General features: G+C 48.7%; 27 protein-coding genes and 1 tRNA gene. 8 read left to right on the top strand and 20 right to left on the bottom strand.

Features of this window, described 5'->3' with window-relative positions; translation table 11 throughout:
* Nucleotides 1-226 precede the first annotated feature (226 nt).
* Genes MOZ60_RS00535 through MOZ60_RS00525 form a run of 3 tightly spaced genes read right to left on the bottom strand, consistent with a single transcriptional unit; the run spans nucleotide 227 to nucleotide 2,795 of the window.
* Nucleotides 227-1,135: a DMT family transporter gene (locus MOZ60_RS00535; RefSeq protein WP_370595268.1), complete on the bottom strand. Its 909-nt coding sequence runs from the start codon at nucleotides 1,133-1,135 to the stop codon at nucleotides 227-229.
* Nucleotides 1,132-2,316, bottom strand: a complete 1,185-nt coding sequence (locus MOZ60_RS00530; protein WP_370595267.1) for a cation diffusion facilitator family transporter — start codon at nucleotides 2,314-2,316, stop codon at nucleotides 1,132-1,134. The genes MOZ60_RS00535 and MOZ60_RS00530 overlap by 4 nt, the downstream gene beginning before the upstream one ends.
* Nucleotides 2,313-2,795 carry a hypothetical protein gene (locus tag MOZ60_RS00525; RefSeq protein WP_370595266.1) on the bottom strand — a complete coding sequence of 161 codons (483 nt, stop codon included), beginning with the start codon at nucleotides 2,793-2,795 and terminating at the stop codon, nucleotides 2,313-2,315. Before MOZ60_RS00525 ends, MOZ60_RS00530 begins: the two co-directional genes overlap by 4 nt.
* A 96-nt stretch (nucleotides 2,796-2,891) precedes the next feature.
* On the opposite strand from MOZ60_RS00525, the gene MOZ60_RS00520 reads away from it, so the two are divergent.
* Complete coding sequence (locus tag MOZ60_RS00520) at nucleotides 2,892-3,878, top strand: helix-turn-helix transcriptional regulator (protein ID WP_370595265.1); 987 nt, start codon at nucleotides 2,892-2,894, stop codon at nucleotides 3,876-3,878.
* A complete protein-coding gene (locus MOZ60_RS00515; RefSeq protein WP_370595264.1) occupies nucleotides 3,875-4,606 on the top strand; it encodes an NAD-dependent protein deacylase in 732 nt (243 codons plus the stop codon). The genes MOZ60_RS00520 and MOZ60_RS00515 overlap by 4 nt, the downstream gene beginning before the upstream one ends.
* Here the strand turns inward: MOZ60_RS00515 and MOZ60_RS00510 are convergent.
* From MOZ60_RS00510 to MOZ60_RS00475, 8 genes are all read right to left on the bottom strand, one after another.
* On the bottom strand, nucleotides 4,596-6,149 hold the full coding sequence (locus tag MOZ60_RS00510; protein ID WP_370595263.1) for an alpha-amylase: 1,554 nt from the start codon (nucleotides 6,147-6,149) through the stop codon (nucleotides 4,596-4,598). The two genes, MOZ60_RS00515 and MOZ60_RS00510, sit on opposite strands and share 11 nt — an antisense overlap.
* 3 nt (nucleotides 6,150-6,152) lie before the next feature.
* Nucleotides 6,153-6,671 carry a CarD family transcriptional regulator gene (locus MOZ60_RS00505; protein WP_277008529.1) on the bottom strand — a complete coding sequence of 173 codons (519 nt, stop codon included), beginning with the start codon at nucleotides 6,669-6,671 and terminating at the stop codon, nucleotides 6,153-6,155.
* A 76-nt stretch (nucleotides 6,672-6,747) separates the two neighbouring features.
* Complete coding sequence (locus tag MOZ60_RS00500) at nucleotides 6,748-7,206, bottom strand: NINE protein (RefSeq protein ID WP_370595262.1); 459 nt, start codon at nucleotides 7,204-7,206, stop codon at nucleotides 6,748-6,750.
* A 62-nt stretch (nucleotides 7,207-7,268) separates the two neighbouring features.
* The gene (locus MOZ60_RS00495) at nucleotides 7,269-8,486 is read right to left on the bottom strand and encodes a class I SAM-dependent rRNA methyltransferase (protein WP_370595261.1); all 1,218 of its coding nucleotides are present in this window, start codon (nucleotides 8,484-8,486) and stop codon (nucleotides 7,269-7,271) included.
* A gap of 69 nt (nucleotides 8,487-8,555) precedes the next feature.
* On the bottom strand, nucleotides 8,556-9,497 hold the full coding sequence (locus tag MOZ60_RS00490; protein WP_277008535.1) for an ABC transporter permease: 942 nt from the start codon (nucleotides 9,495-9,497) through the stop codon (nucleotides 8,556-8,558).
* Nucleotides 9,494-10,624 (bottom strand): ABC transporter permease, encoded by a 1,131-nt coding sequence (locus tag MOZ60_RS00485; protein ID WP_370595260.1) that lies wholly within the window; start codon nucleotides 10,622-10,624, stop codon nucleotides 9,494-9,496. Before MOZ60_RS00485 ends, MOZ60_RS00490 begins: the two co-directional genes overlap by 4 nt.
* The gene (locus MOZ60_RS00480) at nucleotides 10,621-12,168 is read right to left on the bottom strand and encodes an ABC transporter ATP-binding protein (protein WP_370595259.1); all 1,548 of its coding nucleotides are present in this window, start codon (nucleotides 12,166-12,168) and stop codon (nucleotides 10,621-10,623) included. The genes MOZ60_RS00485 and MOZ60_RS00480 overlap by 4 nt, the downstream gene beginning before the upstream one ends.
* A 127-nt stretch (nucleotides 12,169-12,295) precedes the next feature.
* On the bottom strand, nucleotides 12,296-13,339 hold the full coding sequence (locus tag MOZ60_RS00475; protein ID WP_370595258.1) for a BMP family lipoprotein: 1,044 nt from the start codon (nucleotides 13,337-13,339) through the stop codon (nucleotides 12,296-12,298).
* Here MOZ60_RS00475 and MOZ60_RS00470 point away from each other — a divergent pair.
* The 4 genes from MOZ60_RS00470 (at nucleotide 13,338) to MOZ60_RS00455 (ending at nucleotide 16,721) form a co-directional block, all read left to right on the top strand.
* Nucleotides 13,338-13,628: a hypothetical protein gene (locus MOZ60_RS00470; RefSeq protein WP_370595257.1), complete on the top strand. Its 291-nt coding sequence runs from the start codon at nucleotides 13,338-13,340 to the stop codon at nucleotides 13,626-13,628. The two genes, MOZ60_RS00475 and MOZ60_RS00470, sit on opposite strands and share 2 nt — an antisense overlap.
* A gap of 39 nt (nucleotides 13,629-13,667) precedes the next feature.
* Nucleotides 13,668-15,044 (top strand): 23S rRNA (uracil(1939)-C(5))-methyltransferase RlmD, encoded by a 1,377-nt coding sequence (gene rlmD / locus MOZ60_RS00465; protein WP_370595256.1) that lies wholly within the window; start codon nucleotides 13,668-13,670, stop codon nucleotides 15,042-15,044.
* Nucleotides 15,025-15,936, top strand: a complete 912-nt coding sequence (locus tag MOZ60_RS00460) for an RluA family pseudouridine synthase (RefSeq protein ID WP_370595255.1) — start codon at nucleotides 15,025-15,027, stop codon at nucleotides 15,934-15,936. The genes rlmD and MOZ60_RS00460 overlap by 20 nt, the downstream gene beginning before the upstream one ends.
* A gap of 62 nt (nucleotides 15,937-15,998) precedes the next feature.
* The gene (locus MOZ60_RS00455) at nucleotides 15,999-16,721 is read left to right on the top strand and encodes a PrsW family intramembrane metalloprotease (RefSeq protein WP_370595254.1); all 723 of its coding nucleotides are present in this window, start codon (nucleotides 15,999-16,001) and stop codon (nucleotides 16,719-16,721) included.
* Nucleotides 16,722-16,796: 75 nt separating this feature from the next.
* Here the strand turns inward: MOZ60_RS00455 and MOZ60_RS00450 are convergent, their stop codons facing one another.
* Together MOZ60_RS00450 and MOZ60_RS00445 are read right to left on the bottom strand one after the other, a co-directional pair.
* On the bottom strand, nucleotides 16,797-17,759 hold the full coding sequence (locus tag MOZ60_RS00450) for a DUF979 domain-containing protein (protein WP_370595253.1): 963 nt from the start codon (nucleotides 17,757-17,759) through the stop codon (nucleotides 16,797-16,799).
* The gene (locus MOZ60_RS00445; RefSeq protein WP_370595252.1) at nucleotides 17,756-18,460 is read right to left on the bottom strand and encodes a DUF969 domain-containing protein; all 705 of its coding nucleotides are present in this window, start codon (nucleotides 18,458-18,460) and stop codon (nucleotides 17,756-17,758) included. The genes MOZ60_RS00450 and MOZ60_RS00445 overlap by 4 nt, the downstream gene beginning before the upstream one ends.
* 149 nt (nucleotides 18,461-18,609) lie before the next feature.
* Between MOZ60_RS00445 and pcp the strand changes: the two genes are divergently transcribed.
* Nucleotides 18,610-19,251, top strand: a complete 642-nt coding sequence (pcp, locus tag MOZ60_RS00440) for a pyroglutamyl-peptidase I (protein WP_108776127.1) — start codon at nucleotides 18,610-18,612, stop codon at nucleotides 19,249-19,251.
* 25 nt (nucleotides 19,252-19,276) lie between these two features.
* Here the strand turns inward: pcp and MOZ60_RS00435 are convergent, their stop codons facing one another.
* From MOZ60_RS00435 to MOZ60_RS00425, 3 genes are read right to left on the bottom strand one after another with little or no spacing between them, the layout of a single operon-like run.
* Nucleotides 19,277-19,885 (bottom strand): hypothetical protein, encoded by a 609-nt coding sequence (locus MOZ60_RS00435; RefSeq protein WP_370595251.1) that lies wholly within the window; start codon nucleotides 19,883-19,885, stop codon nucleotides 19,277-19,279.
* A gap of 29 nt (nucleotides 19,886-19,914) precedes the next feature.
* Nucleotides 19,915-20,820, bottom strand: coding sequence for a patatin-like phospholipase family protein (locus MOZ60_RS00430; protein ID WP_370595250.1), 906 nt, complete (start codon nucleotides 20,818-20,820; stop codon nucleotides 19,915-19,917).
* Between the two features lie 13 nt (nucleotides 20,821-20,833).
* Nucleotides 20,834-21,646, bottom strand: a complete 813-nt coding sequence (locus tag MOZ60_RS00425; RefSeq protein WP_370595249.1) for an HAD family hydrolase — start codon at nucleotides 21,644-21,646, stop codon at nucleotides 20,834-20,836.
* Nucleotides 21,647-21,690: 44 nt separating this feature from the next.
* Here MOZ60_RS00425 and MOZ60_RS00420 point away from each other — a divergent pair.
* A tRNA-Arg gene (locus tag MOZ60_RS00420) sits at nucleotides 21,691-21,767 on the top strand.
* A 115-nt stretch (nucleotides 21,768-21,882) separates the two neighbouring features.
* Here the strand turns inward: MOZ60_RS00420 and MOZ60_RS00415 are convergent.
* Genes MOZ60_RS00415 through map form a run of 4 tightly spaced genes read right to left on the bottom strand, consistent with a single transcriptional unit; the run spans nucleotide 21,883 to nucleotide 25,810 of the window.
* Nucleotides 21,883-22,806: a ribonuclease Z gene (locus MOZ60_RS00415; protein ID WP_370595248.1), complete on the bottom strand. Its 924-nt coding sequence runs from the start codon at nucleotides 22,804-22,806 to the stop codon at nucleotides 21,883-21,885.
* A gap of 1 nt (nucleotide 22,807) precedes the next feature.
* The gene (locus tag MOZ60_RS00410; RefSeq protein ID WP_370595247.1) at nucleotides 22,808-24,442 is read right to left on the bottom strand and encodes a putative manganese-dependent inorganic diphosphatase; all 1,635 of its coding nucleotides are present in this window, start codon (nucleotides 24,440-24,442) and stop codon (nucleotides 22,808-22,810) included.
* Complete coding sequence (locus MOZ60_RS00405; RefSeq protein ID WP_370595246.1) at nucleotides 24,439-24,972, bottom strand: nitroreductase family protein; 534 nt, start codon at nucleotides 24,970-24,972, stop codon at nucleotides 24,439-24,441. The genes MOZ60_RS00410 and MOZ60_RS00405 overlap by 4 nt, the downstream gene beginning before the upstream one ends.
* Nucleotides 24,953-25,810, bottom strand: a complete 858-nt coding sequence (gene map / locus MOZ60_RS00400; RefSeq protein WP_108776116.1) for a type I methionyl aminopeptidase — start codon at nucleotides 25,808-25,810, stop codon at nucleotides 24,953-24,955. Before map ends, MOZ60_RS00405 begins: the two co-directional genes overlap by 20 nt.
* Between the last annotated feature and the right edge of the window lie 4 nt (nucleotides 25,811-25,814).

Genomic DNA, 25,814 nt, shown 5'->3' with positions numbered 1-25,814 from the left:
AAGTGTATCTATACAGATCTGTGCTTCCTGCCATGAATGTCGCGGCGATAAAAATAATGCGCTCTGCAGCGCATACAAGGTATACCTCAGGTATACATGCGTTCAGATTGTCATGAATCCAAATCATTTCCATGACTGTTTTACGGATTATCTCTTTCTGGCTGTCAGTGAATCTGGCAAATTCTTTTAGGAAGCAGACTTCACATTTTCAAACATATATCTGGGATCATGAATCATTCCGGCTGGCAGATGTTTTCGGCAGTGTTTCTTTCTTTTTATCCAATGGCAGCTGAGCAAGAATGACTGCACTGAAGGTCAGCATGCAGCCAAAGATTTCCCGGATGGTCAATACCTGGTGCAGCAGCAGAAATCCTCCTATACATGCAAAGACAGATTCCAGCGACATCAGCAGGGAAGCAATGGCTGGCTCGGTGTCTTTCTGTCCGATGATCTGCATGGTATATCCTGCTCCGCTGGACAGGATGCCGGCATACAGGATTGGCACTGCCGCATTGAGCAGATCATGAAGTGATGGCTTTTCAATGAAGAGCATTGGTCCTGCGCACAGCAGTCCTGCTGTAAAAAACTGCAGACAGCTCAGCCAGATGCCATCGGTATGGGATGTAAAGTGGTCAGCGGTAATGATATGCAGGGCAAATCCGCAGGCACATAGCAGTAATAGAATATCTCCTTTTGCCAGGCGGAAAGATCCGTTCATGCACAGGAAGTACAGGCCTCCTACGGCAAGAGCAACACTGAACCAGATGCGCTTTTGGATATGTCTGCCGCCAAAGGCAAGAAAGAGCGGTACAAATACAACATAAAGGGCTGTGAGAAAGCCAGCCTTGCCTACCGCTGTGCTCATAATACCTACCTGCTGCAGCATGGAACTGGTGCCAAGCAGCAGACCGCAGGCAATGCCCCCTTTGAGCAGCTCTTTTCCTGAAGAATGCACCGGTGGAACAAGCTTATGAAGAAACGGCATCAGTACCAGTAATGTCAGTCCACCGATGATGGAACGCACACAGTTGAAGGTCCATGGACCTACATTGTCCATAGCGGCACTCTGGGCAACAAAGGCCATACCCCAGATGAATGCTGTTAATAGCAGCAGGAAACTTCCTTTGTTTTTCATGATGGCTCTCCTTCGGTAAAGGCATGGTCAAACGTGATGCGTGTTTCCAGGCTGGCAGGATCGCATTTGAGCTCACTGTTGATTCTATTGGCAATTTCCTGCTGTGACAACGGGCATTCAAACGGAACCAGAAGATCAAAGATCAGGATAATTTTTTCTTCATCATGGTCGATGCGGAAATCATGCATGGTAATACCTGCATTCATTTCTTTGAGCAGATCGAGAATTTCCTGGCGGTAGTGCTGCCGCTGTGGATCTTCGGTATCCACCGGATCTGTATGCAGAGTCATATCCACATGGAGCTGATCACGGATTTCCTGCTCACATGCATCCGCAAGCTGGTGGGCACCGACAAAGCTCATCGTGCTTTCCAGCTCCACGTGGGCAGATCCGATCTTCTTTCCCGGACCATAGTCATGAATGATCAGATCATGGACGCCAAGTGCTTCCGGATGGGCGAGGATCATCGCTTCAATGCGGCTGGTCAGCTGGGCATCCACCGGTCTGCCAAGAATCCTGTCAACGATCTCTTTTGCCAGTGAGAAGCCGGATTTCAGGATCAGGATGGAAACAAGCGCACCCATGATGCCATCCACAGGAGCATTCTTCCATATGAGTGACAGAAGTATAGAAAGTAGTGTGACACTGGTTGTCAGTACATCGCTTCTGGAATCCTGGGAACTGGCAAGCAGGATTGTATTATCGGTTGCTTTGCCAAGGTATCTGTAGAAAGCTGCCATCCATACTTTGACTAATACCGATGCCAGCAGAATGAAAAACAGCGGAAGTGAAAATGTGATTGTCTCTGGATGAAAGACGCTGGCAATACTGCTTTTGAACAGTTCCAGGGCAACCAGACAGATCAGAATAGAGGCACCGAAGCTGATCACGTATTCCATGCGGCCATGTCCAAAAGGATGATCTTTGTCAGCAGGTCTTGCGGCCATGTGATAGCCAGCCAGTGAGACAATGCAGGTAATGCAGTCAGACAGATTGTTCAGGGCATCTGCAGTGATGGCCATGGCATGCATCATCATGCCAATGGTCAGTTTGAGAGCAAACAGGAACAGATTGCATACAATGCCTGCAACACTGCCAAGCGTGCCATAAGCAAGCCTTACACTCTCTTTCTTTGTGTCATTGGAATCTGGAATCAGTTTTTGCACCAGCCATTTTGTCATAATTGGTATTCTACACCGGTTGTCCTCCTTCTGCCATGGCTCCTTTTTGCAAAAAACAGCTGTTTTGCGGTTCCGGCAGCCACAGGTATGAAAAGCAGGTCAAGAATGGAAGTGCAGGATGGCTCCAGTACTGCCATGGCAATGATTCTCATCACAGCATAGACAGCGCAGAAAACAATCCCTGTTTTCAGGCAGCTGTCTTCATTCCAGAGATATTTCATACAAACGCGGACAGCATCAATGGTCAGCAGGATAAACACCGGTTCTGTGAAGAAGAGTCCGCACAGCAGCAGATAGCCTTCCATGATGATGATCCCCACAATAGATGGCACAATTTCTTCCTTCTTCATTCCTGTAAGAGATACGGCAAGCATAGCGGCAGAGAACAGTAATGCCGGTACGGTCTGGTACTGCGCTGCCATGCCAAAGGCAAACATCAGTCCTGTCATCATCAGCCGGTATTGGTCTTTTTTTGTCATGGTTCATCCCCTCTTTCTTTTGACAGGTATGATGATACAGAAATTTTTTTGAGTTGCTGTACGTGTTCGCGTACAATAAAGCAAACAGGAGAAATTATGCAGCAGAGAGACAGAGAGTATATTGCTTTGCTATTATTGCAGTTCTTACGTGAAGAAAGTGATGCCGGAAGTCCGATTTCCCTGGCCCAGATGCAGTCATATCTGAGTGATCATGGCATCAGTGCTGAGCGGCGGCCTGTTTACCGGACGCTGCATGCTATGGAGAAAGCAGGATATCCGCTTGTGCGCATACATAAGCATAATGCCTATACGTATTATCTGGATCATCGCTTTTCGCTGGGAGAGGCATTTGTTCTGGTAGATGCCATCAGTTCTTCTGCGTCTTTGACAAGTGAAGACAAGAGGACTTTTTATGAAAAGCTCAAGGATCTTCTGTCATTCCGGGAAAGAGGAATGCTGCCGATGGTGAATCATGTCAAAGACAGAACGGAAAACAGCCAGGTTCTGACAACAATAGGTCTGCTGATCAATGCGATTGCCTCCTGCCATCTGGTTTCGTTCCGCTATTATGATCTGACTGCGGGTAAGCATAAAAAGATGCGGCGAAATGGTGAAGCTTATACCATGATGCCGGTGTGGGTGTATGCCAATGACGGCCGCTACTATGCAGTGTTCTGGAGTGATAAATATCAGGATTTTTCTTCTTACCGCATTGATAAGATGGAGAATGCCATCATGCTGGATCAGATTCATGATCCGGTACGCTTTGATCCGCAGGAATGGATGCGCAAAACCTTCCATGCCTATACAGGTGATGCCGATACCGTGACAGCTGTCTTTGACAATAGTATGGCCCAGCAGCTGTTTGACCAGTTCGGGATGGATATCATTATCTCCCATCAGGACAAAGATCACTTTACGGCATCCATCCGGACTGCTGTCACCCCTACCCTGACGGCATGGCTGCTGCAGTTTGGTGATAAAGTACACGTCTTAAAACCGCAGTCATTGATTGATCAGATGATTGACATCGCTGATGGCATTCAGAAAACCTATAATAAAAAGCAGGAGGCAGAGAAATGAGCGATCCTGAAAAGATTGAAGCCCTGCAGAAGATCATTGATGCAGGCAAGAAGATTGTGTTTTTTACCGGAGCCGGTGTTTCAACAGACAGCGGTATTCCTGATTTCCGCTCGCAGGACGGACTGTATCAGATGAAGTATGCCTATCCGCCGGAGGAGATTGTGTCCCATACGTTCTTTTATCAGCATCCTGATGAGTTCTATCGTTTCTATCATGACAAGATGCTTCACTTGGACGCAAAGCCCAATTACACACATGAATTTATTGCAAAGCTGGAAGAAAAAGGCAAATCGCTTGGCGTCGTCACACAGAACATTGATGGCCTGCACCAGAAAGCCGGCAGTAAGCATGTCTGGGAGCTGCATGGCTCTACGCTGCGCAACTATTGCACAAAGTGCGGCAAGCGTTTCCCGGCAGAATATGTTGCCCAGAGCAAAGGGGTTCCGTATTGCGACAAGTGCGGCGGTATCATCCGGCCGGATGTTGTGCTGTACGAAGAAGGACTGGATGAAGAAGTGGTCCAGGGTGCAGTGGATGCCATTGAGCAGGCTGATGTGATGATTGTGCTTGGCACAAGTCTGGTTGTCTATCCGGCTGCAGGACTGCTGCGGTATTACCGAGGCAATCATCTTGTTCTGATCAACAAGTCTGTTACACCGTACGACCAGCAGGCAGACCTGTTGATTCAGGATACCTTTGCCGATGTACTGCCAAAGATCAAGATCTGAGACATGTCATAAAACCGCAGAAGCTGGGTGCAGCCTCTGCGGTTTTGTTATGTTCTGATTGATCTGATGCTTTCTGATTGAGCAATGGCAGTGCATCTTTTCTGATGTACACAGATACAGATCCTCCATCACAGGCAAACGTACCGGTGCCATCCTGGCTGATCTTCACTTCATCGTGCATATGTCCCAGCGCATCCACCATGGTCTGTCCTGCCAGTGCCTTTGATACATACATCTGTTTGGTTCCGCCGGCATTGTCACTCATGACAACGGCAATGCCGCTGTCTGGATGGTCATTGTCGCCTGCTCTTATAAAGCCGACGACATTGGCATCATCAAAGTAATCTGTCTGCTGGCCATAGGCAAGCAGATAACGGATCTGGATCAGTGCAGGCAGTTCTGCCACCGGTCCATAGCCATCATGTGGAATGCCATAGAGATCGCCATAGAATACACATGGAATGCCTTTGTCTGTCAGAAGAATCAGGGCATAGGCAAGCGGCTTGAACCAGCCTTCAATCCATGACTGCAATGCCTGTCCGGGCTGGGTATCATGGTTATCCACAAAGGTAACTGCCTGAGATGGTCTTTGCTGGACAAGGGTGTTGTTCCAGATGGAACCCATATCATAGTTTCCCCAGCCATGGGAGGCATCATAGAAGTGGTAATGCAGCGGTACATCAAACAGTGACATCGTATTGTTGGTGACATCCAGATAATGCAGCAGTCTGCCATCATCACCATTCCAGTACTCACCTAATGCAAACAGATCTTTCCTGGCATAGCTGCGCATATTGGCAAGCCAGTCACGGAAAAAGTCAAAGTGGATGTGTTTGACGGCATCCAGTCTGACCCCGTCCGGATGGACCAGGTCGTAATACCACCTGCCCCATCGGTTGAGTTCTTCGATGACATTGGGATCTGTCATATCCAGGTCACAGCCCATCAGGTAGTCAAAGTTGCCATCTTCCGGATCTACCTCAGAATCCCACTGCTTGCCAACAAAGCGGAAAATCGAAGAGCGATGGCTCTTTTCATCCCAGTCGGTGCCATTGAAACAGGTATGGTCCCAGATAAACGGATCGTATTTTCCCTGTCTGCCTGGGAAGGTAAACTTTGTCCAGGCAGTGATCATCTCTGTGCCGGAGATATCCTGTTCCCGGTTGCTTGGATTGTCTTCAATGGCTTCTACTTCCTCGGTTTCATCTGCGCCCATTTTCTGGTTGAAAACCACATCTGCCAGCACTTTCATGCCATTTTGGTGCATGGCTTTTACGGCAGCGAGATATTCCTGCTTTGTGCCATACTTTGTTCTGACAGTCCCCTTCTGGTTGAATTCCCCAAGGTCATAAAGATCATAGATACCATAGCCAACATCATGAATGCCGGCCTGTCCTTTGGTGGCTGGCGGCAGCCATACCATCGTGATGCCGAGTGAAGAAAAAGAAGGCGCAAGTGCTGCGGCCTTCTTCCAGAATGATCCATCTTCGCTCAGATACCACTCAAAGCACTGCAGAATTGTATCATTGCTCGTTTGTGACATCAGTTACTCTTTCTGGGCGGAAGCTTTCTGTACTTCCTTTTCGAAGTATGCTTTTGACTCATCAAAGCTCATACCGAGAGAAGCACCGATTTCATCATACAGATAGCGTTCTGCTTTCTGCAGATACTCATCATCAATCGATGCCAGCTTCTTATGATTGGCAATGCGCTCCTCATTGCGCGCATAGGATGTCTTGATGATCCTGACAAGATCTTCAATATCATCGCCCTTCATCAATGTTGCATACTGGCTCTTCATGTTGGCAGGCTTACTGACAAGTGTCTCAATATCCGGCGTATTGTCAATCAGCTCACGGATCTGCTGACGGGTGACAAGGTCGCGCAGATGCCCTCCCTTGTTGGAAACCGGGACCTGCATCTTCACCGACCCATCCGGTTTGAGGTAGGGCACAAGAATGTAGCACTGCTCACCTGTAAAGTCACTCTTCGCAATCCGGACAACCCTGCATACATCACGGCGGTATACAACGAGGTCACCCTTCTTATATCTTTTCTGATCCACGGTTATCACCCCTTTCGCTAACTGACATTATAGCATAAAAAGGGCTTTTTTTCCAGGTGACGGGTATGTTCGGCCGTCAGCGGTGCAGCTCGGTCATGCCATTTACAGATGGCTGACTCAGAACCTTGACAGCTGAAATGATGGATTTGACATACAGAATGATCGGAATCACGACTGTCCACCCCAGCAAAAGCGTCAATAACAGATACTTCAGGCCGCGGCTGCTGTCACCGGCATAAAAGTGATGCGCACCAAAGATGCCAAACAGAAATGCCAGCAGTGCATAGACAGCCGCATTGACTGTAACAGTATCACTTTCACGGGCAAAAGCCTCATCGATCGTATCCCGTTCTGAATGCCCATCATGCAGGACAGCCATAACTTTGCCATCCCCTTCATACACATCCACTTGATCACCCTGCATCGGGGTAAAGTTGAAGGCAGACAGGGGCAGTTCCTTCAAAGTATTGTTATGATGGCTGCCAAGTGATACCATTCCGCGTTCCTGATTAACTTTCAATACTTTCCAGCTCATATGGTTTACCTCCATTTAAGTGATCATAGCATATCTGTGATGTTTTCATTCTTAAGAATAGGTTAGATGATCTGAACAAGGAAATATTTGAGATAGTCTGTTTCAGGCACAGATACCAGGACCGGATGGTCCATGGACGCATGCCGTTCTTCCACGATACGTACCTGTACGCCTGCTTCCTTTGCGGCATCTTTGAGCATATCCTTGAATGCTTCGGTTGGCATGAAGTGTGAGCACGAGCATGTCGCCAGATAGCCGCCCCTTGGCAATAGTTTCATGGCCATCGCATTGATAGATGTATAGCCGCTGCGGGCATGTCCGTAGGTTTTTCTGCTTTTGGTAAAGGCCGGTGGATCCAGAATGATCAGATCAAAGAAGGCATGCTTTGTACGAAGCTCTGGCAGCACTTCAAAGACATCTCCCTGTAAGAAGTCCATCTTGTCTTCGATATGATTGAGCACTGCATTCTTTTCTGCCATGTCCAGTGCTTCCTGTGAGATATCCATGGCTGTCACATGCTTTGCCCCACCCATCACAGCATTCATCGCAAAAGAACCTGTATGCGTGCAGCAGTCCAGCACTGTTCTGTCCTTGGCCAGATGGCGCACAGCCAGCCGATTGTATTTCTGATCCAGGAAGAAGCCGGTCTTCTGACCATTTTCTACATCCACTTCATATTCGATGCCGTTTTCATGAATATGCACAATCGGTGATGCTGGATGCTTTTCACCATACCATCCCTTGTATTGCGGCAGACCTTCCTTTTTGCGCAGTTCACCTTCATTGCGCTCATAGATGCCGTGGATCACTTCTCCTTTTTTCGCAAGCTGGTTAATCAGTTCCTGATAGATGATGCCTTTGACCTGTTCCATGCCATAGCTGGCAACTTCACTGACGAGAAGATCTTCATAACGGTCTACTGTCAAGCCTGGCAGTTCATCACTTTCACCATGGATCAGCCGGCATGCCCTGAAATCATCTGCCATGACATCCAGGCGGTACTGCAGAGCATATTTCACCCTTCTGGCCCAGAAGGCATGATCAAATACGTCATTGGCATTACGGGACAGCAGCCGGATGCGGATCTTGCTCTGTTCACTGTAGAAACCTGTGCCAAGGTAATTGTCACGGCTGCCAAAGACATCAATCAGACAGCCGTTTGTAATATTTCCTTCCTGTGAAACAATCTCATCTTCATATACCCAGGGATGCCCGTCATGAATGCGGTTAGCCTGTTTTTTGGTCACAATAGCCCGTGGGTATGTTCTTTCCATCTTCATATGTTTTTACTCCCAGCAAATATCGTAGCATAAGAAAAGAGTGTTTCCGCGAAGAAACACTCGATTTGCTTATCTGCTTCCCTTGTCGTAAGGAATGCCTTCTGCTTTCGGTGCCGCCGAATTGGCAGACGTGAAGGCAAGCACGACCAGTGAAATGATATACGGCATCATGTTGTATACCGTGCTTGGGATATTCAGTGCCCGCATGAACGGGATGCCGGTATAGACATTGGAAAGTGCACGGAAGAAGCCAAACAGCAGTGCCGCAAAACCAATGCGCCATGGTTTCCACTGACCGAAGATCATGACAGCCAATGCCAGGAAGCCAAAGCCGGCAACACCAACTTCGAATTTCCATTCAGAGACACCGGCCGTGATATAGGCAATGCCGCCCAGTCCGCCCAGGACGCCTGAGATCAGTACGCCTGCCCAGCGCATCTTGTAAACATTGATGCCAACGGAGTCAGCAGCCTGTGGATTTTCACCGCATGCTCTTAAGCGCAGTCCGAATTTTGTCTTGTAAAGAACAATGAAGGAGATGATCAAGGCTGCTAATGCGATGACCATGAACCAGCTGAATTCGAAGCTGCCAAAGTAAATCAGGAATTTTTTCTTCTGATCAACATAGGCCAGGATGGTACTGACATCAGAGGAATCATGTGCCGTGTTATAGGTTCTGACAATGACAGATGCCACTGCTGTTGCCAGCAGGTTCATGGCAGTGCCGATCAGTGTCTGGTCTGCATTGAAGTTGATGCAGGCAACGCCAAGCAGGCAGGCAAACAGTGCGCCGAACGCTGCTGAAGCAAGACAGACAACCAGAATCATGAAGAATGCTGGTGTAGAAGCCGGCATGACTTTCATGGCAAGGGCACCGCCCATGGCGCCCAGTACCATGATGCCTTCCAGACCGAGGTTGATGACGCCGGAATGCTCAGAGAAGCAGCCGCCAAGGGCAACTAAGCCAAGCACAGAGGCAAAGATTAACATGTACTGTAACAGCAGGATCATTGATCAGCACCTCCCTTCTCAGACTTTGGTTGACTTTTTTCTTTTTTGCCGATCTTGTTCAATACATACTTGAAGAACAGGACAAAGCCGCAGGCATAAATGATAATACCGGAGATCAGATCTGAGATCTGAGATGCATAGACCATACGGTCAATCATGGCACCGCCATCCGTGATGCTCTGGATAAAGAATGAAGCAAAGATCGTACCGATCGGATTCAGTCCGCCAAGGAAAGTTGCGGCGATACCGTTGAAGCCCATAGCCGGAACAGATGCGGTGGTTGTCTCCCACTTGGAGAAACCAGACAGATACATGAAGGCGGCACCAATACCAGCCAGTGCACCGCCGATGGCAAGTGTCACAACAATGTTCTTCTTTTCCTTCATGCCGGCATATTTGGCGGCATCTTTGTTAAAACCGGTTGCCATGATCTCATAGCCGAACTTAGTCTTTTTCAGAATGATCCAGATCAGGATGGCAATGATGATCGAAAGCGGGATCGCAATGGTCACGTTGCGGTTGTTGTTAAACAAGGCACTCAGGCCGCCGCTTGGAATCAGGGAAGATGGTGAAACGGTGTCCAGTGCGACTGTATACGGAGAAGATGGATCCTTGGCACTGCCGGATCCAAGCACTGTGTTGGTGAGATACAGCATGATCCAGTTGAGCATGATACCGGAGATGACTTCATTGACGTTACGGTATGCTTTCAAAGCACCGGTAACGACGGCCAGTAAAGCACCGGCTGCAGCTGCCGCCAGTGTACATACATACCATGGCAGATGCAGGAAGATAGCGCAGCTCAGAGCTGCAACTGCTCCTGCTTCATACTGACCAGCTGCACCAATGTTGAACAGACCTGCTTTGTAGCAGAAGCAGATGCTCAACGCACACATTAACAGTGGTGCTGTCTTGATCAGCGTATTGCCTAAGGCTTTGAGTCTTGCCGGACCGGAGCTGCGGCTCATGAAGTTGGTCAGGATGATGATGATGGCCTTGCCCGCACCGGAAGGTGAAATGATCAGCAGGACGATATAGCCGATCAAAAGGCCAATGGCAATACAGATCAAGGAAGCACAGACGGCCTGTACACCAGGCTTTTTCCAGAAACTTGTTGTCTTCTTCATGAACGGGCCTCCTGATGATCGCGCTTGGCACCGGACATATACAGGCCAAGTTCTTCGACAGACGTCTTCTTCGGGTCAACTTCACCGACAATCTCACCTTCATACATGACCAGGATGCGGTCCGAAAGATTCATGACTTCATCCACTTCCAGTGAGACAAGCAGGACGGCATCACCGGCATCACGCCGGGCAACGAGCTGTTTATGAATATATTCAATCGCACCAACATCCAGGCCGCGGGTTGGCTGCACCGCAATCAGCAGCTTATGCTGGCGGTCAAGTTCTCTTGCGACAATGGCTTTCTGCTGGTTGCCGCCGGACATGGAGCGGGCAATCGTTGCCGCACCCTGACCAGAACGGATATCGTACTGTTTGATCAGCTTGTTGGCATAGCTGCGGATGGCACCGGTTTTCAGGAATCCTGCCTTATTGGTAAATTCCGGTTCAAAGTAGCGCTGCAGAACAATGTTGTAATCCAGCGGGAAATCCAGTACCAGGCCATGTTTCTGGCGGTCCTCCGGAATGTGGGACACAACACGATTGCGCTGACGGATCGTATCATGCGTAATGTCTTTGCCATCTACCGTAATCGTGCCGCCGGTGGTCTGTTCAAGACCTGTCAGGCCATAGATAAGCTCGGTCTGCCCATTGCCATCAATACCGGCAATACAGACAATCTCACCGGCATGCACATCAAAGGAAACACCCTTGACGGCATTGTTTTTGTGCTTGCGGGAAGGCACGACCAGATTCTTGACAGAAAGAACGGTTTTCCCAGGTTTTGCCGGTGTTTTATCAACGACAAGCTGAACATCACGGCCGACCATCATTCTGGACAGTTCCTGCTCGTTGGTATCTTTGACATTGACTGTACCGATGCATTTGCCCTTGCGCAAGACAGTAACTCTGTCTGCCACTTCCATGATTTCATTCAGCTTATGGCTGATAAACAGGATGGACTTGCCTTCTTTGACAAGATTTTTCATGATGTGCATCAGATCGTCAATTTCCTGCGGTGTCAATACAGCCGTTGGCTCATCAAAGATCAGGATGTCGTTGTCACGGTACAGCATCTTGAGGATCTCAGTACGCTGCTGCATGCCGACAGTAATGTCGGAAATCAAAGCATCCGGGTCGACCTGCATACCGTACTTTTCACTCAGAGCAAGTACTTTCTTCCTTGCATCGTCGGTCTGCAGGATGCCATGTCTGGTATCCTCCACACCGAGAATAATGTTCTGCAGTACCGTAAAGCACTGCACAAGTTTGAAGTGCTGATGGACCATGCCGATGCCAAGACGATTGGCATCGGTAGGATCGTGAATCTGGACAATCTGTCCATCTTTCTTGATGGTACCCTCTTCAGCCTGATAAAGTCCAAACAAAACAGACATCAGGGTTGATTTGCCGGCGCCGTTTTCACCAAGCAGCGCGTGAATCTCGCCTTTTTTCAGCTGCAGAGTAATATCATCATTGGCGATAATACCCGGGAATTTCTTCGTGATATGCAGCATTTCTACTGCATACGGTGTTTCATCCGCCATGATTATAGATCTCCTTTCTTTTGGTAAATCCTTTTATTCTATTGTAATGCAAATCGTACCCGGCGAACAATGAAAAAAGACTGCAGATTTCATTCCGCAGTCTTTCATCATTCATAATGATGCAAAATTACTTGAGGCTTCCCTGATAATCAACCTTGACAACGCCGTCGTACTTGGAAAGATCTACATTGACATCATTATCAACTTTGAGATCTCCACTATACAGCTTGCTGACAAGTTCCTTGTAATCATCCTCTGTAAAGCCATCGCGCCACTGTGTGGAATCCGCCAACTGAACATAGTTCTTGCTCAGATCGGTTCCGGAAACAAGGCCAAGATTATCTGCCTTGCCAGCATACGTGCTGTCCCATTCACCTGCCTTGATACCATCAAGAACAGCATTGACTGTTGCTGCAAGACCCTTCATAGCAGAAGTCACCGTCATACCTTCGCCATACTTGCCATCGATGGTAGCAGCCTGGTCGACATCCACACCGATCAGTTTGCCATTGACCTTGGCAGCAGCTTCTGCTGCAGATGTGTAAATAGAACCGCCAGCTGCAAAGACAAGCTCTGTACCGCCGGAGAACCATGTATCCATAGCAGCTGTTACATCGGCATTGCCTGCAAATGCACCGCCATAGACATACTTGATTTCAACATCACTCAGACCAAGTTCCTTAGCTGCTTCATTTGCTCCCTGCACATAGCCATAACCATATCTGACTACTGCCGGAACAGCCATGCCGCCCAGATAGCCAAGCTTCTTATAGCCAAGCTTTACAGCTGCATAGCCTGCCATGTAGCCAGGCAGTTCTTCCTGATAAACTGCTGTGTACGTATTATCTTTTGACCAATCTTTTTCACCAGAATTTTTATCAAGATCATCCTGGGAAACATCGATACCAACGAATTTAACATCCGGATAATTATCTGCTTCATCAACGATTGCTTTTGCGAATGCATAGCCCGGCATCACAATGATGTTGTAGCCTTCCTCAATCGCCTGTTCAATGGAAGCTTCACGGTCAGCATCATTATCTGTTGCCGGCTTGTAGTAGTTGAACTCGGCACCATTTTTCTCTGCCCATGCTTTGGATGCCTCATAGGTTGTCTGGTTGAAGGACTGGTCGGTAATGTCACCATAGTCAGTGATCATTGCCACTTTCATGTCAGAACTGTCACTAGAACCAGAAGCTGCTGAAGATGATGAGGCTGCTGCAGTACCACTGCTTGATGAGCCGCAGGCCGCAAGAGAAATACTCATTACGCCCGCCAGAGCTGCTGATAAGAATTTTTTCATTTCTTTCCTCCTGACGTGTATACACGCTATTTATATTTTAGGTAAATCTGAAAGCGTTTGCAATATGTGCTTCGTATTTGACCAGCATAATAAACCAGGTTTATCCCTTGATGAAACAGTTTTTAATCTATCGATTCTTTCTGATAAAACATGGTAATTGTGTATAATGATGCGTGCATTTATGAAGGATGAGTATATGAAACAGATTCGAATCATGAAAACCGGCATCAATGGTGAAGGCATCGGCTATGAACATCATAAGCCTGTCTTTATCAAGGGTGCTTTGATTGGTGAAACCGTGCAGTATGAGATTGATCATGAAGATGCACGCTATGCGATTGGCCATTGTGTGCGTGTCATAGAAAAGAGCCCCTGTCGGATTGAGCCTGCCTGTTCTGTGTCTGACAGATGCGGCGGCTGTGCCCTGATGGCAATGGATTACCAAGAACAGTGTATCCAGAAAAAAGCGCTGTTAACAGAAGCACTCTGGAAGTATGCAGGCATCAGGGATACCGCGGTGCGTGATATGCATGGCAGTGAAGAGATCCTTGGCTATCGCAATCAGGCCAGGATGCCGCTTGCCATGGTACAGGGAAAACTGATGGCAGGTTTCTATCAGACCGGTTCCAATCGTTTTGTACCGGTTGATCACTGCGTGATCCAGGATCCGGTTCTGGAAGAGGTACGCTCTCAGGTAATGGCAATCCTGAACAAGTATCATCAGAAAGCCTATGATCCTTCCTCCCGCACCGGCCTGCGGTATCTGGTTCTGCGCACACTGCAGAATCAGACACAGATTTCGATTATTACCGGTCAGAACAAGCTGCCTTCTGATCTAGTCAAAGAAATTCTGGCCGTTGACCATGTCAGTTCCCTGTATCAGTCTGTCAACACGGCCCGCACGGGTGTTGATTTCTTTGGCTCTTCGCCAGTGCTGCTGGGTGGTAAAAAGAATCTTGCGGCAGAGATGAATGGCCTGCAGCTGCAGTTATCTCCCCGCTCCTTCTTTCAGCTCAATACAGCACAGGCTGAAAAGCTGTATGCCATGGCAGTCAGTAAAGTAGATCCATGCAAAACACTTGTGGAAGCCTATTGCGGGGTTGGTGCGATGAGTCTGCTTGCCAGTCAGAAGGCAGAGAAAGTGATCGGGATTGAAAGCATTGAGGAAGCGATCATCAATGCCGGTGCCAATGCGGCTGCCAATCAGATTGACAATTGTGAGTTTATCTGTGGGGATGCTGCACAGACACTGCATCAGATCCTGCAGGAAGGCACTGTTGACACACTGTTGGCAGATCCGCCCCGGGCAGGCATGGATGATGCCATGATCCGCACAATTCTCTCTTCCTCCATTCCTAAGATTGTCTATATTTCCTGCAATCCTGCCACTCTTGCAAAGAATCTGAAGGAGCTGAAAAAGGAGTATCAGATTCTCACAATCATTCCGTTTGATCTGTTTCCCAATACGCCGCACGTGGAAAGCATCACGGTATTGATGCGCAATGGCGTTTCCAGTGGGAAGCAGAACCGCAGAAAGAAAAGAGGCAGAAAGCATGCATTACCAAAGAACTGAAAACGGCTTTGTGATTGAAGCCGGATCAAAGTATTCCCATCAGAAAGTACGCAGGTTTCTGGATGATCTTTCTTTAAGCAGACCGATGCGCTATGCCCTCATACAGCAGCGCCATATGCTGGTCAATGACCGACAAGTCAAAAGCGAAGAAGAATTTCTGAATTCAGGTGACAGGATTACTCTGGTTGTCCCGCCTGAGCAGATTGACTGGCCCTGTGCGGATCATCCCTGTCAGGTTGTGTATGAAAATGACTTTGTCTATGTCGTGCATAAAGATGCTGGAACCATCATTTATGATGATGTCAGAAGTGCAGACTGCCTGAATGGACAGGCAGCTGCCTGGCTGCAGGAAAAAGGCCTCCAGACACCGGTCAGACCTTTGCACCGGCTGGATAAAGATACGTCTGGTCTTGTTCTGTACAGCAAGGTTCCTCTGTTTCAGGCTGGCCTTGATGAACAGATGGCAAGCCACCGCATTTCCCGCCAGTATCTTGCCATCTGTACAGGCAAACAGATGCCGGTTGGCACATCCTTTGTGATTGATGACCGGATTGGACGTGACCGTCATCACAGCGGTCAGTACATTGTTTCTGCTTCTGGAAAAGATGCCCGTACGAGAGTGACATGTCTTGCCAGAAAAGGTAATTATCTGCTGTTTGTATGTCAGCTGGATACCGGCCGTACCCATCAGATCAGAGTGCATTTGTCCAGCCATGGCTGGCCGCTTGTCAATGATCCGCTATATGGACACCGGTCCGCTGATTTTGAGGGGCTTGGTCTCTGGGCCTGCAGCATCACCTTCCATGATCCGATCACCAATAAGCGGCATAAGATTCATGATCTTGACAATCCCGCCTTTCATTTCTTTCCACTGGATGACATCCAGTACTAATTGTTCATGACAAAGCATGGATAAATTCTTATACTTTGAAAAAGCAATAAGGAGGAATCGTTATGTTTCTGCTGATGGGTCCAATCACGAACATCCTGCTGCTGTATGTTCTGGCAGCAGTGCTGCCGGCCATCTTTCTGATGCTGTATGTCTATAACCAGTCAAGGATGCACCGACAGCCTACCGGTCTGCTGGTAAGGCTTGTATGGGATGGCGTACTGGCCGCTCTTGCAGCAACGGTGCTGGAGCTGATTGGTGAAAGCCTGCTGAACAGTTCATCATTGGCCAATTCACCAAATTATCTTGCCTTTCTGGCATTCCTGATTGTCGGTGTCGTCGAAGAAGGAACAAAGTTCTTCTTCATGCGCAAAGACACCTGGCACAACCCCTACTTTGAAACAAGATTTGACGGTATTGTCTACTGCGTCTTTGCTTCCCTTGGCTTTGCGGCATTTGAGAATATCAAGTATGTGTTCTCCTATGGCCTGGGCGTTGCCCCAAGCCGTGCCCTGCTTGCCATCCCTGGCCATATGTCATTCGCCGTGTTGATGGGTTACTTCTATGGCCGTGCCAAGCTGAAGGAAGACTGCGGTCATCATGGCGAAGCTGTTCTGATGCAGACCATCGGTTATCTTGCCGCAGTCGGTCTGCATGGTGCTTATGACTATTGTGCCATGCTTGGTTCGGATACTTCGACGATTGTCTTCTTCATCATCATTATCGTGATCTATCTCATCGTGTTCCGTCTGGTCAAGCATGAAGCTGCCAATGATCGGATCGTTTGATGGAAATGCAGAAATGCATTTCTTTTTTATGGCATGAAAAAAAGCAGTGGATTTCTCCACTGCCAGAATGCGTTTTCAGAATGCCCAGATATACATCAGGATGATGTGTGCTGCCAGCATGATCAGGGCAACCGGGGCCTGTGCCTTGATGATGGAATACTTGTTTTTGGTTTCCAGAAGTGCAGCTGGCATGATGTTGAAGTTGGCAGCCATTGGTGTCATCAGGGTGCCGCAGTAACCAGCGGTCAAACCCAGGGCACCAACCACAGCAGGATTGGCACCTTCGTTGATCAGGAATGGAATACCGATACCTACGGTAATCACGGAGAATGCGGCGAAGCCGTTGCCCATGATCATTGTGAACAATGCCATGCCGACACAATAGACGATGCAGGCAATCAGATGAGCATGGGCTGGAATGATGGCAGCGACGCCGCTGGCAATGACATCACCTACACCAGCTGCGGTAAACAGTGCGCCAAGGGCAGACAGCAGCTGCGGCAGGAATGCCACGGCTCCCATGTTGTCCAGCAGTCTGTTGCCTTCGGTGATGATGGACTTTGCCGGTGCTTTTGTAATGGCCAGAACAGCAATGACACCGCAGACAGCGGAGACACCGATGGAGTTATTGGCAGAGACGATGCCAAGGAAGGAAAGCACCACAGATACCAGAGCCAGGATCAATGCCGGAATGAATACCTTGTATCCGACCTTGTCGGCATTGGCACGTGTTTCTTCACGGGTTGGCACGTCGTTGTGTGTTTCTACGACGCCGCCTGTGGCTGTAATGACAGCTGTAGCGACAAGCAGGAAGCCGATCAGGGCTGGCGGTACATACGGTCCTACGATGAAGCAGACACCCATGATGCACCAGAAGATACCGGTTGTTGTATGCTTTTTGACACTTGTATCACGGAATGCCTTGACACCATTGCTGATGAAGATCAAACCAATGATGATATAGAAGATTTCCTGCAGAACAGGATTATATTTTGCTGAGATCTCAGCAGGAACCAGTGTAATTGCCTGTTGAATCATTTTCCTGCCTCCTTTGCATATTTCTTATCGAGTGACTTGTCATACCACAGATAATAGCCGGCGCAAACAACCATGCAGATAATCGCAATCGGCCAGGAATTGACGGCAATCTGCAGCGCATCCACGTTCAGGCCCTGAGTTGTCAGTGTGTTGACGATCAGCAGTGTGCCGGAAGCGCCCATGAAGCAGTTCTGACCATAGAAGTTGCCGAAGTTTTCGGTACCAGCCGCAATACCTTTGAGGCGGTCCTCCTCGGCATCATCTTCGAGTACCTGGTCACCATAGCGGTTGGCAATGGCACCTTCGGACATCGGGAGAATGATCGGACGGATGAACTGTACATGGCCGCCCAGACGCAGTGAGAAAGCTGCAGACAATGTACGGATGACGGTCCATACTGCCAGCAGTCTGCCTACGGTCATAGACTTCATCTTCTTGATGAAATCCTTTGCCTTGTCACGCAGACCATACCGCTCACAGATACCAATGACGCCAACTGTCAAAGCAAACAGTGTTGCTGTACGGTTGGTGATGAAGGAACTTCCGAATGTTTCAAAAATTCCCATGAAGGTCATGGAGCCTTCTGCCACTGCAACAAGACCTGTCGCAATGCCAGCAGCCACAACCGTTGCAATTGTGTCCCACCGCAGGGCAAAGCCAATAATGACGATGAGAACACCGATCAGTTTTAAAAGACCCATAATTTATCCCCTTTCCAATCATTTTCGTAAAAATAAAACGAATTTACGAAAATGAAAGCACTGATAAGAATAATATAGCATCTTGTTTCAGGCTTTCAAAGAATTGTAAAGTCTTATTTGCGCTATAATTTCATGTGGAGGTGTATTCTATGAAAATTCTTGTAACTGGATTTGATCCATTTGGCGGCGAGCCAGTCAACCCTGCCATCGAATCTGTCAAGCGTCTGCCGGATGAGATTGCCGGTGCCCAGATTATCAAGCTGGAGATTCCAACGGTTATTTACAAATCCCTGGAAAAGATTGATGCCAAGATTGCGGAGTGTGATCCGGATGTCATTCTGTCGGTAGGACAGGCTGGCGGCAGGCCGGATATTACGGTTGAGCGTGTCGGCATCAACTGCAATGACTGCCGTATTCCTGATAATGAAGGCAATCAGCCGATTGATGAGCCGATCTATGCGGATGGACCGGATGCCTATTTCTCCAAGCTGCCGATCAAGGCAATGGTCAAAGCTGTCAATGCAGCCGGTATTCCGGCATCTGTTTCTGATACAGCAGGCACATTCATCTGCAACCATGTCTTGTATGGTGTCCGCTATATCTGTGAGCACAAGTATCCTGGCAAGCGGTCCGGATTTGTCCATATTCCGTATATGACAAGCCAGGCAGTCGGCAAGCGCGGTGTGCCTTCGATGAGTCTTGACGATATCGTCAAGGGTTTAACAGCGGCCATTGAAGCCATTGTCAAAAACGAGACAGATATCAAGGAAACCGGCGGTAAGATCTGCTGAAAAAGATCCCGGATGGGATCTGAATTTAATGTATTTTCTTTGCTTTGGAAGCAGCCTTGCGCTGCTTTTTCTGTGCTTCCTTTTTCTGCAGATAATCACGCTGCTCTTTGGCAGCTGCCGCAAGTCCCCCGCCTCTGACCAGATGAACTGCCGAGACAAGACCAGCAATGGCCATGATCATCTCCAGGATACTGAAGGCAGTGCCTGCCCAGGCCCGTACGGCAATGGTGTAGTACAGTTGTGCAAGAGCGATCAGCAGATCGATATAGCTGGATGTTGTCAGCATCTTATCTTCATTGATCGGCAGAAAGACAAGCAATAATGACAGGGCCAGCACAATACCGGCAGTTCCTCTGTTATTGAAAAGAATCGTAAGCACACATGCTGCAATACCGTAACAGATTGACACCCATTTGTTATGTTCAATCTGTTTCTGCAGCAAGGCACTGGCCAGCATCATCAGGAAGTATACAGTACCTGCAAAAGCACTCTGATAGAAGAACATCAAGGCAAACAATGCTTCTGCCAGCAGCCTTGACTGATATGCCCTTTTCTCTTCGGAAAGGAATGGCGCAGCGATATACAGCAGGATGCCGATCACCCCGAACACACCGCCCATAAATGCATTTGACATCGTCATTCAGTAATTCTCTCTTCCTGATTTCACTTGTCCAGTGCCAGATACTGCCGCAATGCATCCAGATGTTCTTTGGTCTCGTGATATCCCTGCCAATACAGATCGCCAAGCTTGTCCATATCACTTTCAAAGCGGCGGATCGTAATTGGCTTCTCTGGTGCCAGCACAAAGATTCTTCCTGAATTTTCCAACTGATCCAGTCCATTCAATGAGATGTTGTATCTGGCATTCTGTTCATCCAGATCATAGACGGCTTCCGGCAGTTTGCGGTACATCTTGTTGATGGCAAGCGGACCGGCAATCTTCTTGCGGTATGCACGGTCACGGGTGCGGATAACAACGATCTTTTCATAACCCTCGGCCAGTGCCCATTCATAAGGGACGCGCACACTAAGACCACCATCGAGATACTGATCGCCATCAATTTCAACAGGTTTTGAGATATATGGTACCGTTGCGGATGCCTGTACAGCCTTGAAGATATCTGTACATTTTCCCTTCTCAAAATAGACTGGCTTTCCTGTTTCCAGGTTTGTTGCAACAGCGACAAATCTTCTGTCTGGATTTTCAAAGGCAGCCTGATCAAAGCCTTCCCCCTGATGGAACAGTGTATCAAAAGCATAACTGAACCCAGTGATGCCATGGTCATTTTTCATTGCCCCGATACCGCAATAATTCTGATCGTTGCGGTAGGTCAGATTCAGCCTGCCGGAAAAGCCGATCTGTCCGCTTACGTAGGCAAGACCTGACATGGCACCTGCGGAAACACCGATCGTGCAGTCCATATTGATGCCGTTTTCCATCAGGGCATCCAGTGCTCCCTGTGTATACAGGCCGCGCCAGGCACCGCCTTCCAGCACCATGCAGCCATGAAGAAGACCTCCGGCTGCCCTTCCCTTTGGCAGCTGATCCAGTCCGTTGTAAACTTTCATCTCATATCCTCCTTCAGATGATGCCGAGCTGTTCCAGCATCTTTGCAACGCCATCGTTCTCACAAAGATCTGCACTCAGATCAGCATGTTCTTTTACCCCATCCCTGGCATTTCCAAGGGCAACGCCGATGCCTGCTTTTTCGATAAATGGAATATCATTGCCGGCATCACCAAATGCCAGTACATTGTCCCACGAAAGGCCTTCATCATCCAGTACCCGCTGCACGGCAGTTGCTTTTGTCACATTGCGTGAGAAAACATCATAGCCATCCCGCTGCGACCAGGCAAAGATCAGATCGGGCAGTGTGTGGGAAAATGGCTCTATGACAGATTCATCACCAATGATAAATGTACCAAGCGGTGTACCGGCAGTCAGATGATGTGTTCTTTTCTCATCATCATTGATAACCAGTTTCCATTCTCTGGGGTTGCGGACATAGCCCTTCATGAACTTGTCATAGTTGGCATAGGTCACGATGGCATCCTCAAACTTGAAGCCAAGACCGATGTCATGGGCAATACACAGATTGGTAATGGCATTCATATCTTCCAGCGACATCGGGTGTTTATCAATGACTTTGCCAGACCGGTCCACCAGGCAGGCTCCATTGATCGTGCCGATGATATCCATTGGCAGATCATCAAAGAAGCTCGGCGGTATGAACGTATAATGTCTGCCTGTGCAGATCATCAGCTGATAGCCATTGTCCATTGCCTTGTGCAAAGCCTTGACGGTATATCTGGACAAAGCATCATGACCAGCAGGTAAAAGGGTATTATCAATGTCACATACGATCAGCCGGATGTTACTAACATTTTCTTTCATTGCTTTGTAATCTCCTTCATTCAATGGTATTATTTTAACGTTACGTGCCCGTGGCGCAACTGGATAGCGTATTTGATTCCGAATCAAAAGGTTGTGGGTTCGAGCCCCATCGGGCGCACCATAAGTATTTGAAGAAAACCGTTTATTAAGCGGTTTTTTTCATTTGTGAAATAGTTTATGCGCAGTTTTTCGCGCAATTCGCACACAGTTTTTCTGCTTTTCAAAAGAAAAAGCACTCAGTGTGCTTCCTCTTCATCAATAAAATTCAGATCTGTGCGTTGGCCATCATGAGCAATGACAGTGTTGGCGAAGATCGCCTTTACCTGATCTGCATACTGGTCGGGGTCTATCATGCTTGGTGAATAATGGGTCAGCCAGAGCTGTCTGACATTTGCCTTTGCGGCAATGGCAGCTGTCTCATACATCATGCTGTGCTGGTTGAGTTTGGCTTTATCGGCTTTTTCAGGGTCGCCATACATACCTTCCCCAATGTAAAGATCCGCATCTCTGCAATAGGTTTCAAGTGCTTCTACAGGCCTTGTATCGGTACTGTAGACAACTTTGAGTCCCCTTCTTGCCTTGCCGCAGACCATATCCGGGGTATAGGTGACACCGTCCATTTCCACCGTATTCCCCTTCTGCAGCTGATTCCATGCTTTGAGCGGCACATGGTTGCTTTCCGCTTTGGCTTTATCAAAGCGCGGGCTGCGCGGGAGAATAAACTGATACGAATAGCATGGCACGGAGTGGCGCACAGCAAATGCTGTGATCTGCAGGCCTGCTTCTTTGAATTGTTCCTGGCGTTCTCTGATCTCATGATAATGGATGGGAAAAGGGACATAGCGGGCAATCATGGAAATGCCCTGCAATAGATCCGGCAAACCTTTTGGTCCATAGATTGTGATCGGATCGGTGCGGTCCGCCTTTGCCATGGACAGCAGCAGGCCTGGCAGGCCGGCTGTGTGATCGGCATGGTAATGGGTCAACAGGATCGTATCGATATGTTTGACGGAGAAGCCCATGCCATGCAGCGCAATCTGGGTGCCTTCCCCACAGTCAATCAGTATCATCTTGCCATCACAGCGCAGCAGGCACGATGTCAGCCATCGCTGGGGCAGCGGAACGGTTCCACCCGTTCCTAACAGACATACATCCAGCATGTCAGATTCCTTTCAGTATCTGCGACAGGCGCGGCATCAGCTGCTGCTTGCGGGAGATGATGTTGGCATCAAATCCGCTGTGCGCATCAAAGGTTGTCTGCAGCATGTCGCTGAGTACATAGCTCAGCGGTCCATAGTAGACAAACAAGGAGCCTTCACCCATCACATCCGTAAACAGCATGACCATCAGATCAAGACCATTGGCAGCCTGCTCCTTCTGCAGATTTTCCTTGAAGGCAGGCAGAATCTTCTGGACTTCTTCCATGTGGGAGTAGTTTGTCTGGCCGATGGCAAACTGAAAGCGGCCGATCTGGTAGGTCTTCAGGTCACGGTTGAGGATCTCATGCGGTGTGGAATCCTTCAGAGCAACTGAAGCGCCAAGCATTTCTCTTGCATAGGCAGGCACATCATCAATGCCGGCAATCGGAGCCAGCCAGGATACAGCAAAGCGGTCCTGATCGGTTGTGGTTGCACTCTTGAAATGGAGTGTGTCTGACAGAATGGCCGAGAGTAACAGGCCTGCCATGTCATGATCCGGCAGCATGCCGTTTTCCTGATACATGGACGCAATGATCGTGCATGTACAGCCTACTTTCTGGTTTCTGTAGAGAATCGGATGATCAGTCGTGATGCCGCCGATGTGGTGATGGTCGATGATCGCCAGCAAATTGGCGTTTTCAATGTGATTGATCGTCTGGTTCAGTGCAGAATGGTCAACCAGAACAAAATTACGATGATGATAGTTGCGGGTATGGTAGCGGGAAATACCACCGATGACTTTTCCGTTTTCATCCAGCACCGGATAAGAGCGGACTCTGGAATTCATCATCTTGGCAGCTACATCTTCCACGTATTCTGTATCACGGAAAGTGATGATCTTTGTTGTCATGACCTGCTCAACACTGTAGCTTTCGGTGATGACTCTTGCTGTATTCATCGTATCGGCATCGGTTTCAATGATGGCAGTATGGTGTTTCTCTGCAAGATTCCTGATATCCTGGCTTACCTTCTGTCCACAGGTGATGACCAGACAAGCTGCTCCTGCCTCAATGACCATCTTCTGCTTGTCTTCACCGCTGGACAGTACACAGATACCATCTGCAAGGGAATACATACTTGCTTCCCTGCCCTCCAGGGTGATGATGTGCACTCTGCCATTGGAATGAAAATCAGGCATATCCAGCACAATGGTGCCGCCCACTGTATGGGCAATATTCTTCAAAGAACATGTGCTCATCAAAGAATCCAGATCTGCCTCCGGATGAATGCGCACCCGGGAAAGGTCCGTGGTTGTACAGATGCCGGCAAGGCCGCCCTGATCATCTGTGACATACAGGGAACGGTTTTGTGTCCGCAGCATCACGTGCCAGGCATGATGCACCGTCGCATCGTGGGAAATCATTGTCGGTGCATCCAGATCAATATCCTTCAGCATTGCTCTGGCATCTGTCAATAACAGCGGATTTTCCTGATGAAAACGGCGCAGAATAAACTTGGTTTCTTCATTGAGCGGTCCCTGCCGGCAGGCAATGGCATGATGGCCAAGCCGGTTGAGCAGATTGCTGTACGTCAGGGAAGCGCAGATGGAATCCGAATCAGGATGTTTGTGGCCGATTACATAGATATTGTCATTCATTGTGCATCCTCCTGCACGATGGAAAAGATATTCTTTTTGCGGTTTGTGGGAACAGGCCGTTTTTCATCCGGTACGCCGATAGCCAGAGCCCCAACAGCAAAATAGTCATCCGGTACACCAAGTGCTCCTGCCAGCTTGTCATAGGCCGGGCAGTTGAATACTTCCGAGACAAAGTTGATGTAGCATGACCCAAGTCCGATGGCTTCGCATGCATACATGATATTTGCCAGGGCAAAGGTTGTATCCCTGACTGGCTCCAATGCCTTTTTGTCGGCAAAGGCACATAACAGCAGCGGCGCATTGTAGCAGTTTCCTGCTGGTTCATGAAGCTGCTCGATCTGGTGAATAATCTGTTGATTTTCAATGGCACAGAAGAACCACGGCTGCTCGTTGCAGGCACTGGGAGAAAGCTCGGCTGCTTCCTGCAGCAGTGCCAGCTGCTGTGATGTGACTGGGACTGGCTGAAAGCGGCGGATGCTGCGGCGGTTTCTGATCAGATCCAGACAGATCTCAGTACGAGAGGATTTCATTGCCGGTTTCCGTAATCAGAATGGTGTGTTCCCACTGTGCAGAATCGCTGCCATCCTTTGTGTAAATTGTCCAGTCGTTATAGGGGTCAATGACAACTGCAGCTTTGCCGGCATTGATCATTGGCTCAATCGTGATCACCATGCCCGGTACCAGCACCATGCCGGTGTGGGCTTTGGCAATGTGGGCAACAAACGGATCCTCATGGAAGCCGTTGCCAACGCCATGTCCGCCCAGTTCACGGACGACGCTGTATCCCTGATGATGTGCATATTTGGCAATGGCAGCACCGATATCACCGACGGTGTTCCAAGGCTTGGCTGCTTCCATGCCGATCTCAAGACACTTCTTTGTCTCAGCAACAAGTCTTTCCCTTGCTGGTGAAACCTTGCCGATCATGAACATGCGGCTGGCATCGCCATAATAGGAATGATAGATTGTCGTGCAGTCCACGTTGATAATATCGCCGTCATGAATCTTGCGGTGGCGAGCCGGGATGCCATGGCATACTTCATCATTGATGGATGTGCAGACATTCTTCGGATAGCCCTCAAAGCCAAGGCATGCACAGATGGCATCATTGTCTTTGGTCACTTTGGCGACAATATCATCGATCTCCTGGGTGCTCATGCCGTCATGAATTTCTTTTGCGACGGCATCGAGTACCAGTGTATTGATGCGGCCTGCCTCACGGATGCCGGCAATCTGGGAAGGCCGCTTGATCAGCTTCTCATCCGGCACTTCCATATGCTGCTGGCGGCAATGCTCCATATGTTCCAGAATATGTTCCGGAATTGGTTCACTCTTAAAATAACTTTCTTTTAATTCCTCATCTGTCATTGAT

The sequence above is a fragment of the Grylomicrobium aquisgranense genome, assembly GCF_033971865.1.
Lineage (GTDB): Bacteria > Bacillota_I > Bacilli_A > Erysipelotrichales > Erysipelotrichaceae > Bulleidia > Bulleidia massiliensis.
Note: the sequence above shows the minus strand (reverse complement) of the source record. Positions and strands in the feature narration are given on the sequence as shown.

What these genes read in the sequence shown, in the direction of transcription:
- MOZ60_RS00460 (WP_370595255.1), top strand. Translation starts at nt 15,025, where the DNA reads ATGCATTACCAAAGAACTGAAAACGGCTTTGTGATTGAAGCCGGATCA.
- MOZ60_RS00500 (WP_370595262.1), bottom strand. Translation starts at nt 7,206, where the DNA reads ATGAGCTGGAAAGTATTGAAAGTTAATCAGGAACGCGGAATGGTATCA.
- MOZ60_RS00435 (WP_370595251.1), bottom strand. Translation starts at nt 19,885, where the DNA reads ATGTCAAATGCATTTATGGGCGGTGTGTTCGGGGTGATCGGCATCCTG.
- MOZ60_RS00425 (WP_370595249.1), bottom strand. Translation starts at nt 21,646, where the DNA reads ATGAAAGAAAATGTTAGTAACATCCGGCTGATCGTATGTGACATTGAT.
- pcp (WP_108776127.1), top strand. Translation starts at nt 18,610, where the DNA reads ATGAAAATTCTTGTAACTGGATTTGATCCATTTGGCGGCGAGCCAGTC.
- MOZ60_RS00415 (WP_370595248.1), bottom strand. Translation starts at nt 22,806, where the DNA reads ATGCTGGATGTATGTCTGTTAGGAACGGGTGGAACCGTTCCGCTGCCC.
- MOZ60_RS00520 (WP_370595265.1), top strand. Translation starts at nt 2,892, where the DNA reads ATGCAGCAGAGAGACAGAGAGTATATTGCTTTGCTATTATTGCAGTTC.
- MOZ60_RS00470 (WP_370595257.1), top strand. Translation starts at nt 13,338, where the DNA reads ATGTCAGAACTGTCACTAGAACCAGAAGCTGCTGAAGATGATGAGGCT.
- MOZ60_RS00525 (WP_370595266.1), bottom strand. Translation starts at nt 2,795, where the DNA reads ATGACAAAAAAAGACCAATACCGGCTGATGATGACAGGACTGATGTTT.
- MOZ60_RS00455 (WP_370595254.1), top strand. Translation starts at nt 15,999, where the DNA reads ATGTTTCTGCTGATGGGTCCAATCACGAACATCCTGCTGCTGTATGTT.
- MOZ60_RS00490 (WP_277008535.1), bottom strand. Translation starts at nt 9,497, where the DNA reads ATGATCCTGCTGTTACAGTACATGTTAATCTTTGCCTCTGTGCTTGGC.
- MOZ60_RS00430 (WP_370595250.1), bottom strand. Translation starts at nt 20,820, where the DNA reads ATGAAAGTTTACAACGGACTGGATCAGCTGCCAAAGGGAAGGGCAGCC.
- MOZ60_RS00495 (WP_370595261.1), bottom strand. Translation starts at nt 8,486, where the DNA reads ATGAAGATGGAAAGAACATACCCACGGGCTATTGTGACCAAAAAACAG.
- MOZ60_RS00485 (WP_370595260.1), bottom strand. Translation starts at nt 10,624, where the DNA reads ATGAAGAAGACAACAAGTTTCTGGAAAAAGCCTGGTGTACAGGCCGTC.
- MOZ60_RS00530 (WP_370595267.1), bottom strand. Translation starts at nt 2,316, where the DNA reads ATGACAAAATGGCTGGTGCAAAAACTGATTCCAGATTCCAATGACACA.
- map (WP_108776116.1), bottom strand. Translation starts at nt 25,810, where the DNA reads ATGACAGATGAGGAATTAAAAGAAAGTTATTTTAAGAGTGAACCAATT.
- MOZ60_RS00475 (WP_370595258.1), bottom strand. Translation starts at nt 13,339, where the DNA reads ATGAAAGTGGCAATGATCACTGACTATGGTGACATTACCGACCAGTCC.
- MOZ60_RS00410 (WP_370595247.1), bottom strand. Translation starts at nt 24,442, where the DNA reads ATGAATGACAATATCTATGTAATCGGCCACAAACATCCTGATTCGGAT.
- MOZ60_RS00515 (WP_370595264.1), top strand. Translation starts at nt 3,875, where the DNA reads ATGAGCGATCCTGAAAAGATTGAAGCCCTGCAGAAGATCATTGATGCA.
- MOZ60_RS00450 (WP_370595253.1), bottom strand. Translation starts at nt 17,759, where the DNA reads ATGATTCAACAGGCAATTACACTGGTTCCTGCTGAGATCTCAGCAAAA.
- MOZ60_RS00445 (WP_370595252.1), bottom strand. Translation starts at nt 18,460, where the DNA reads ATGGGTCTTTTAAAACTGATCGGTGTTCTCATCGTCATTATTGGCTTT.
- MOZ60_RS00480 (WP_370595259.1), bottom strand. Translation starts at nt 12,168, where the DNA reads ATGGCGGATGAAACACCGTATGCAGTAGAAATGCTGCATATCACGAAG.
- rlmD (WP_370595256.1), top strand. Translation starts at nt 13,668, where the DNA reads ATGAAACAGATTCGAATCATGAAAACCGGCATCAATGGTGAAGGCATC.
- MOZ60_RS00535 (WP_370595268.1), bottom strand. Translation starts at nt 1,135, where the DNA reads ATGAAAAACAAAGGAAGTTTCCTGCTGCTATTAACAGCATTCATCTGG.
- MOZ60_RS00405 (WP_370595246.1), bottom strand. Translation starts at nt 24,972, where the DNA reads ATGAAATCCTCTCGTACTGAGATCTGTCTGGATCTGATCAGAAACCGC.
- MOZ60_RS00510 (WP_370595263.1), bottom strand. Translation starts at nt 6,149, where the DNA reads ATGTCACAAACGAGCAATGATACAATTCTGCAGTGCTTTGAGTGGTAT.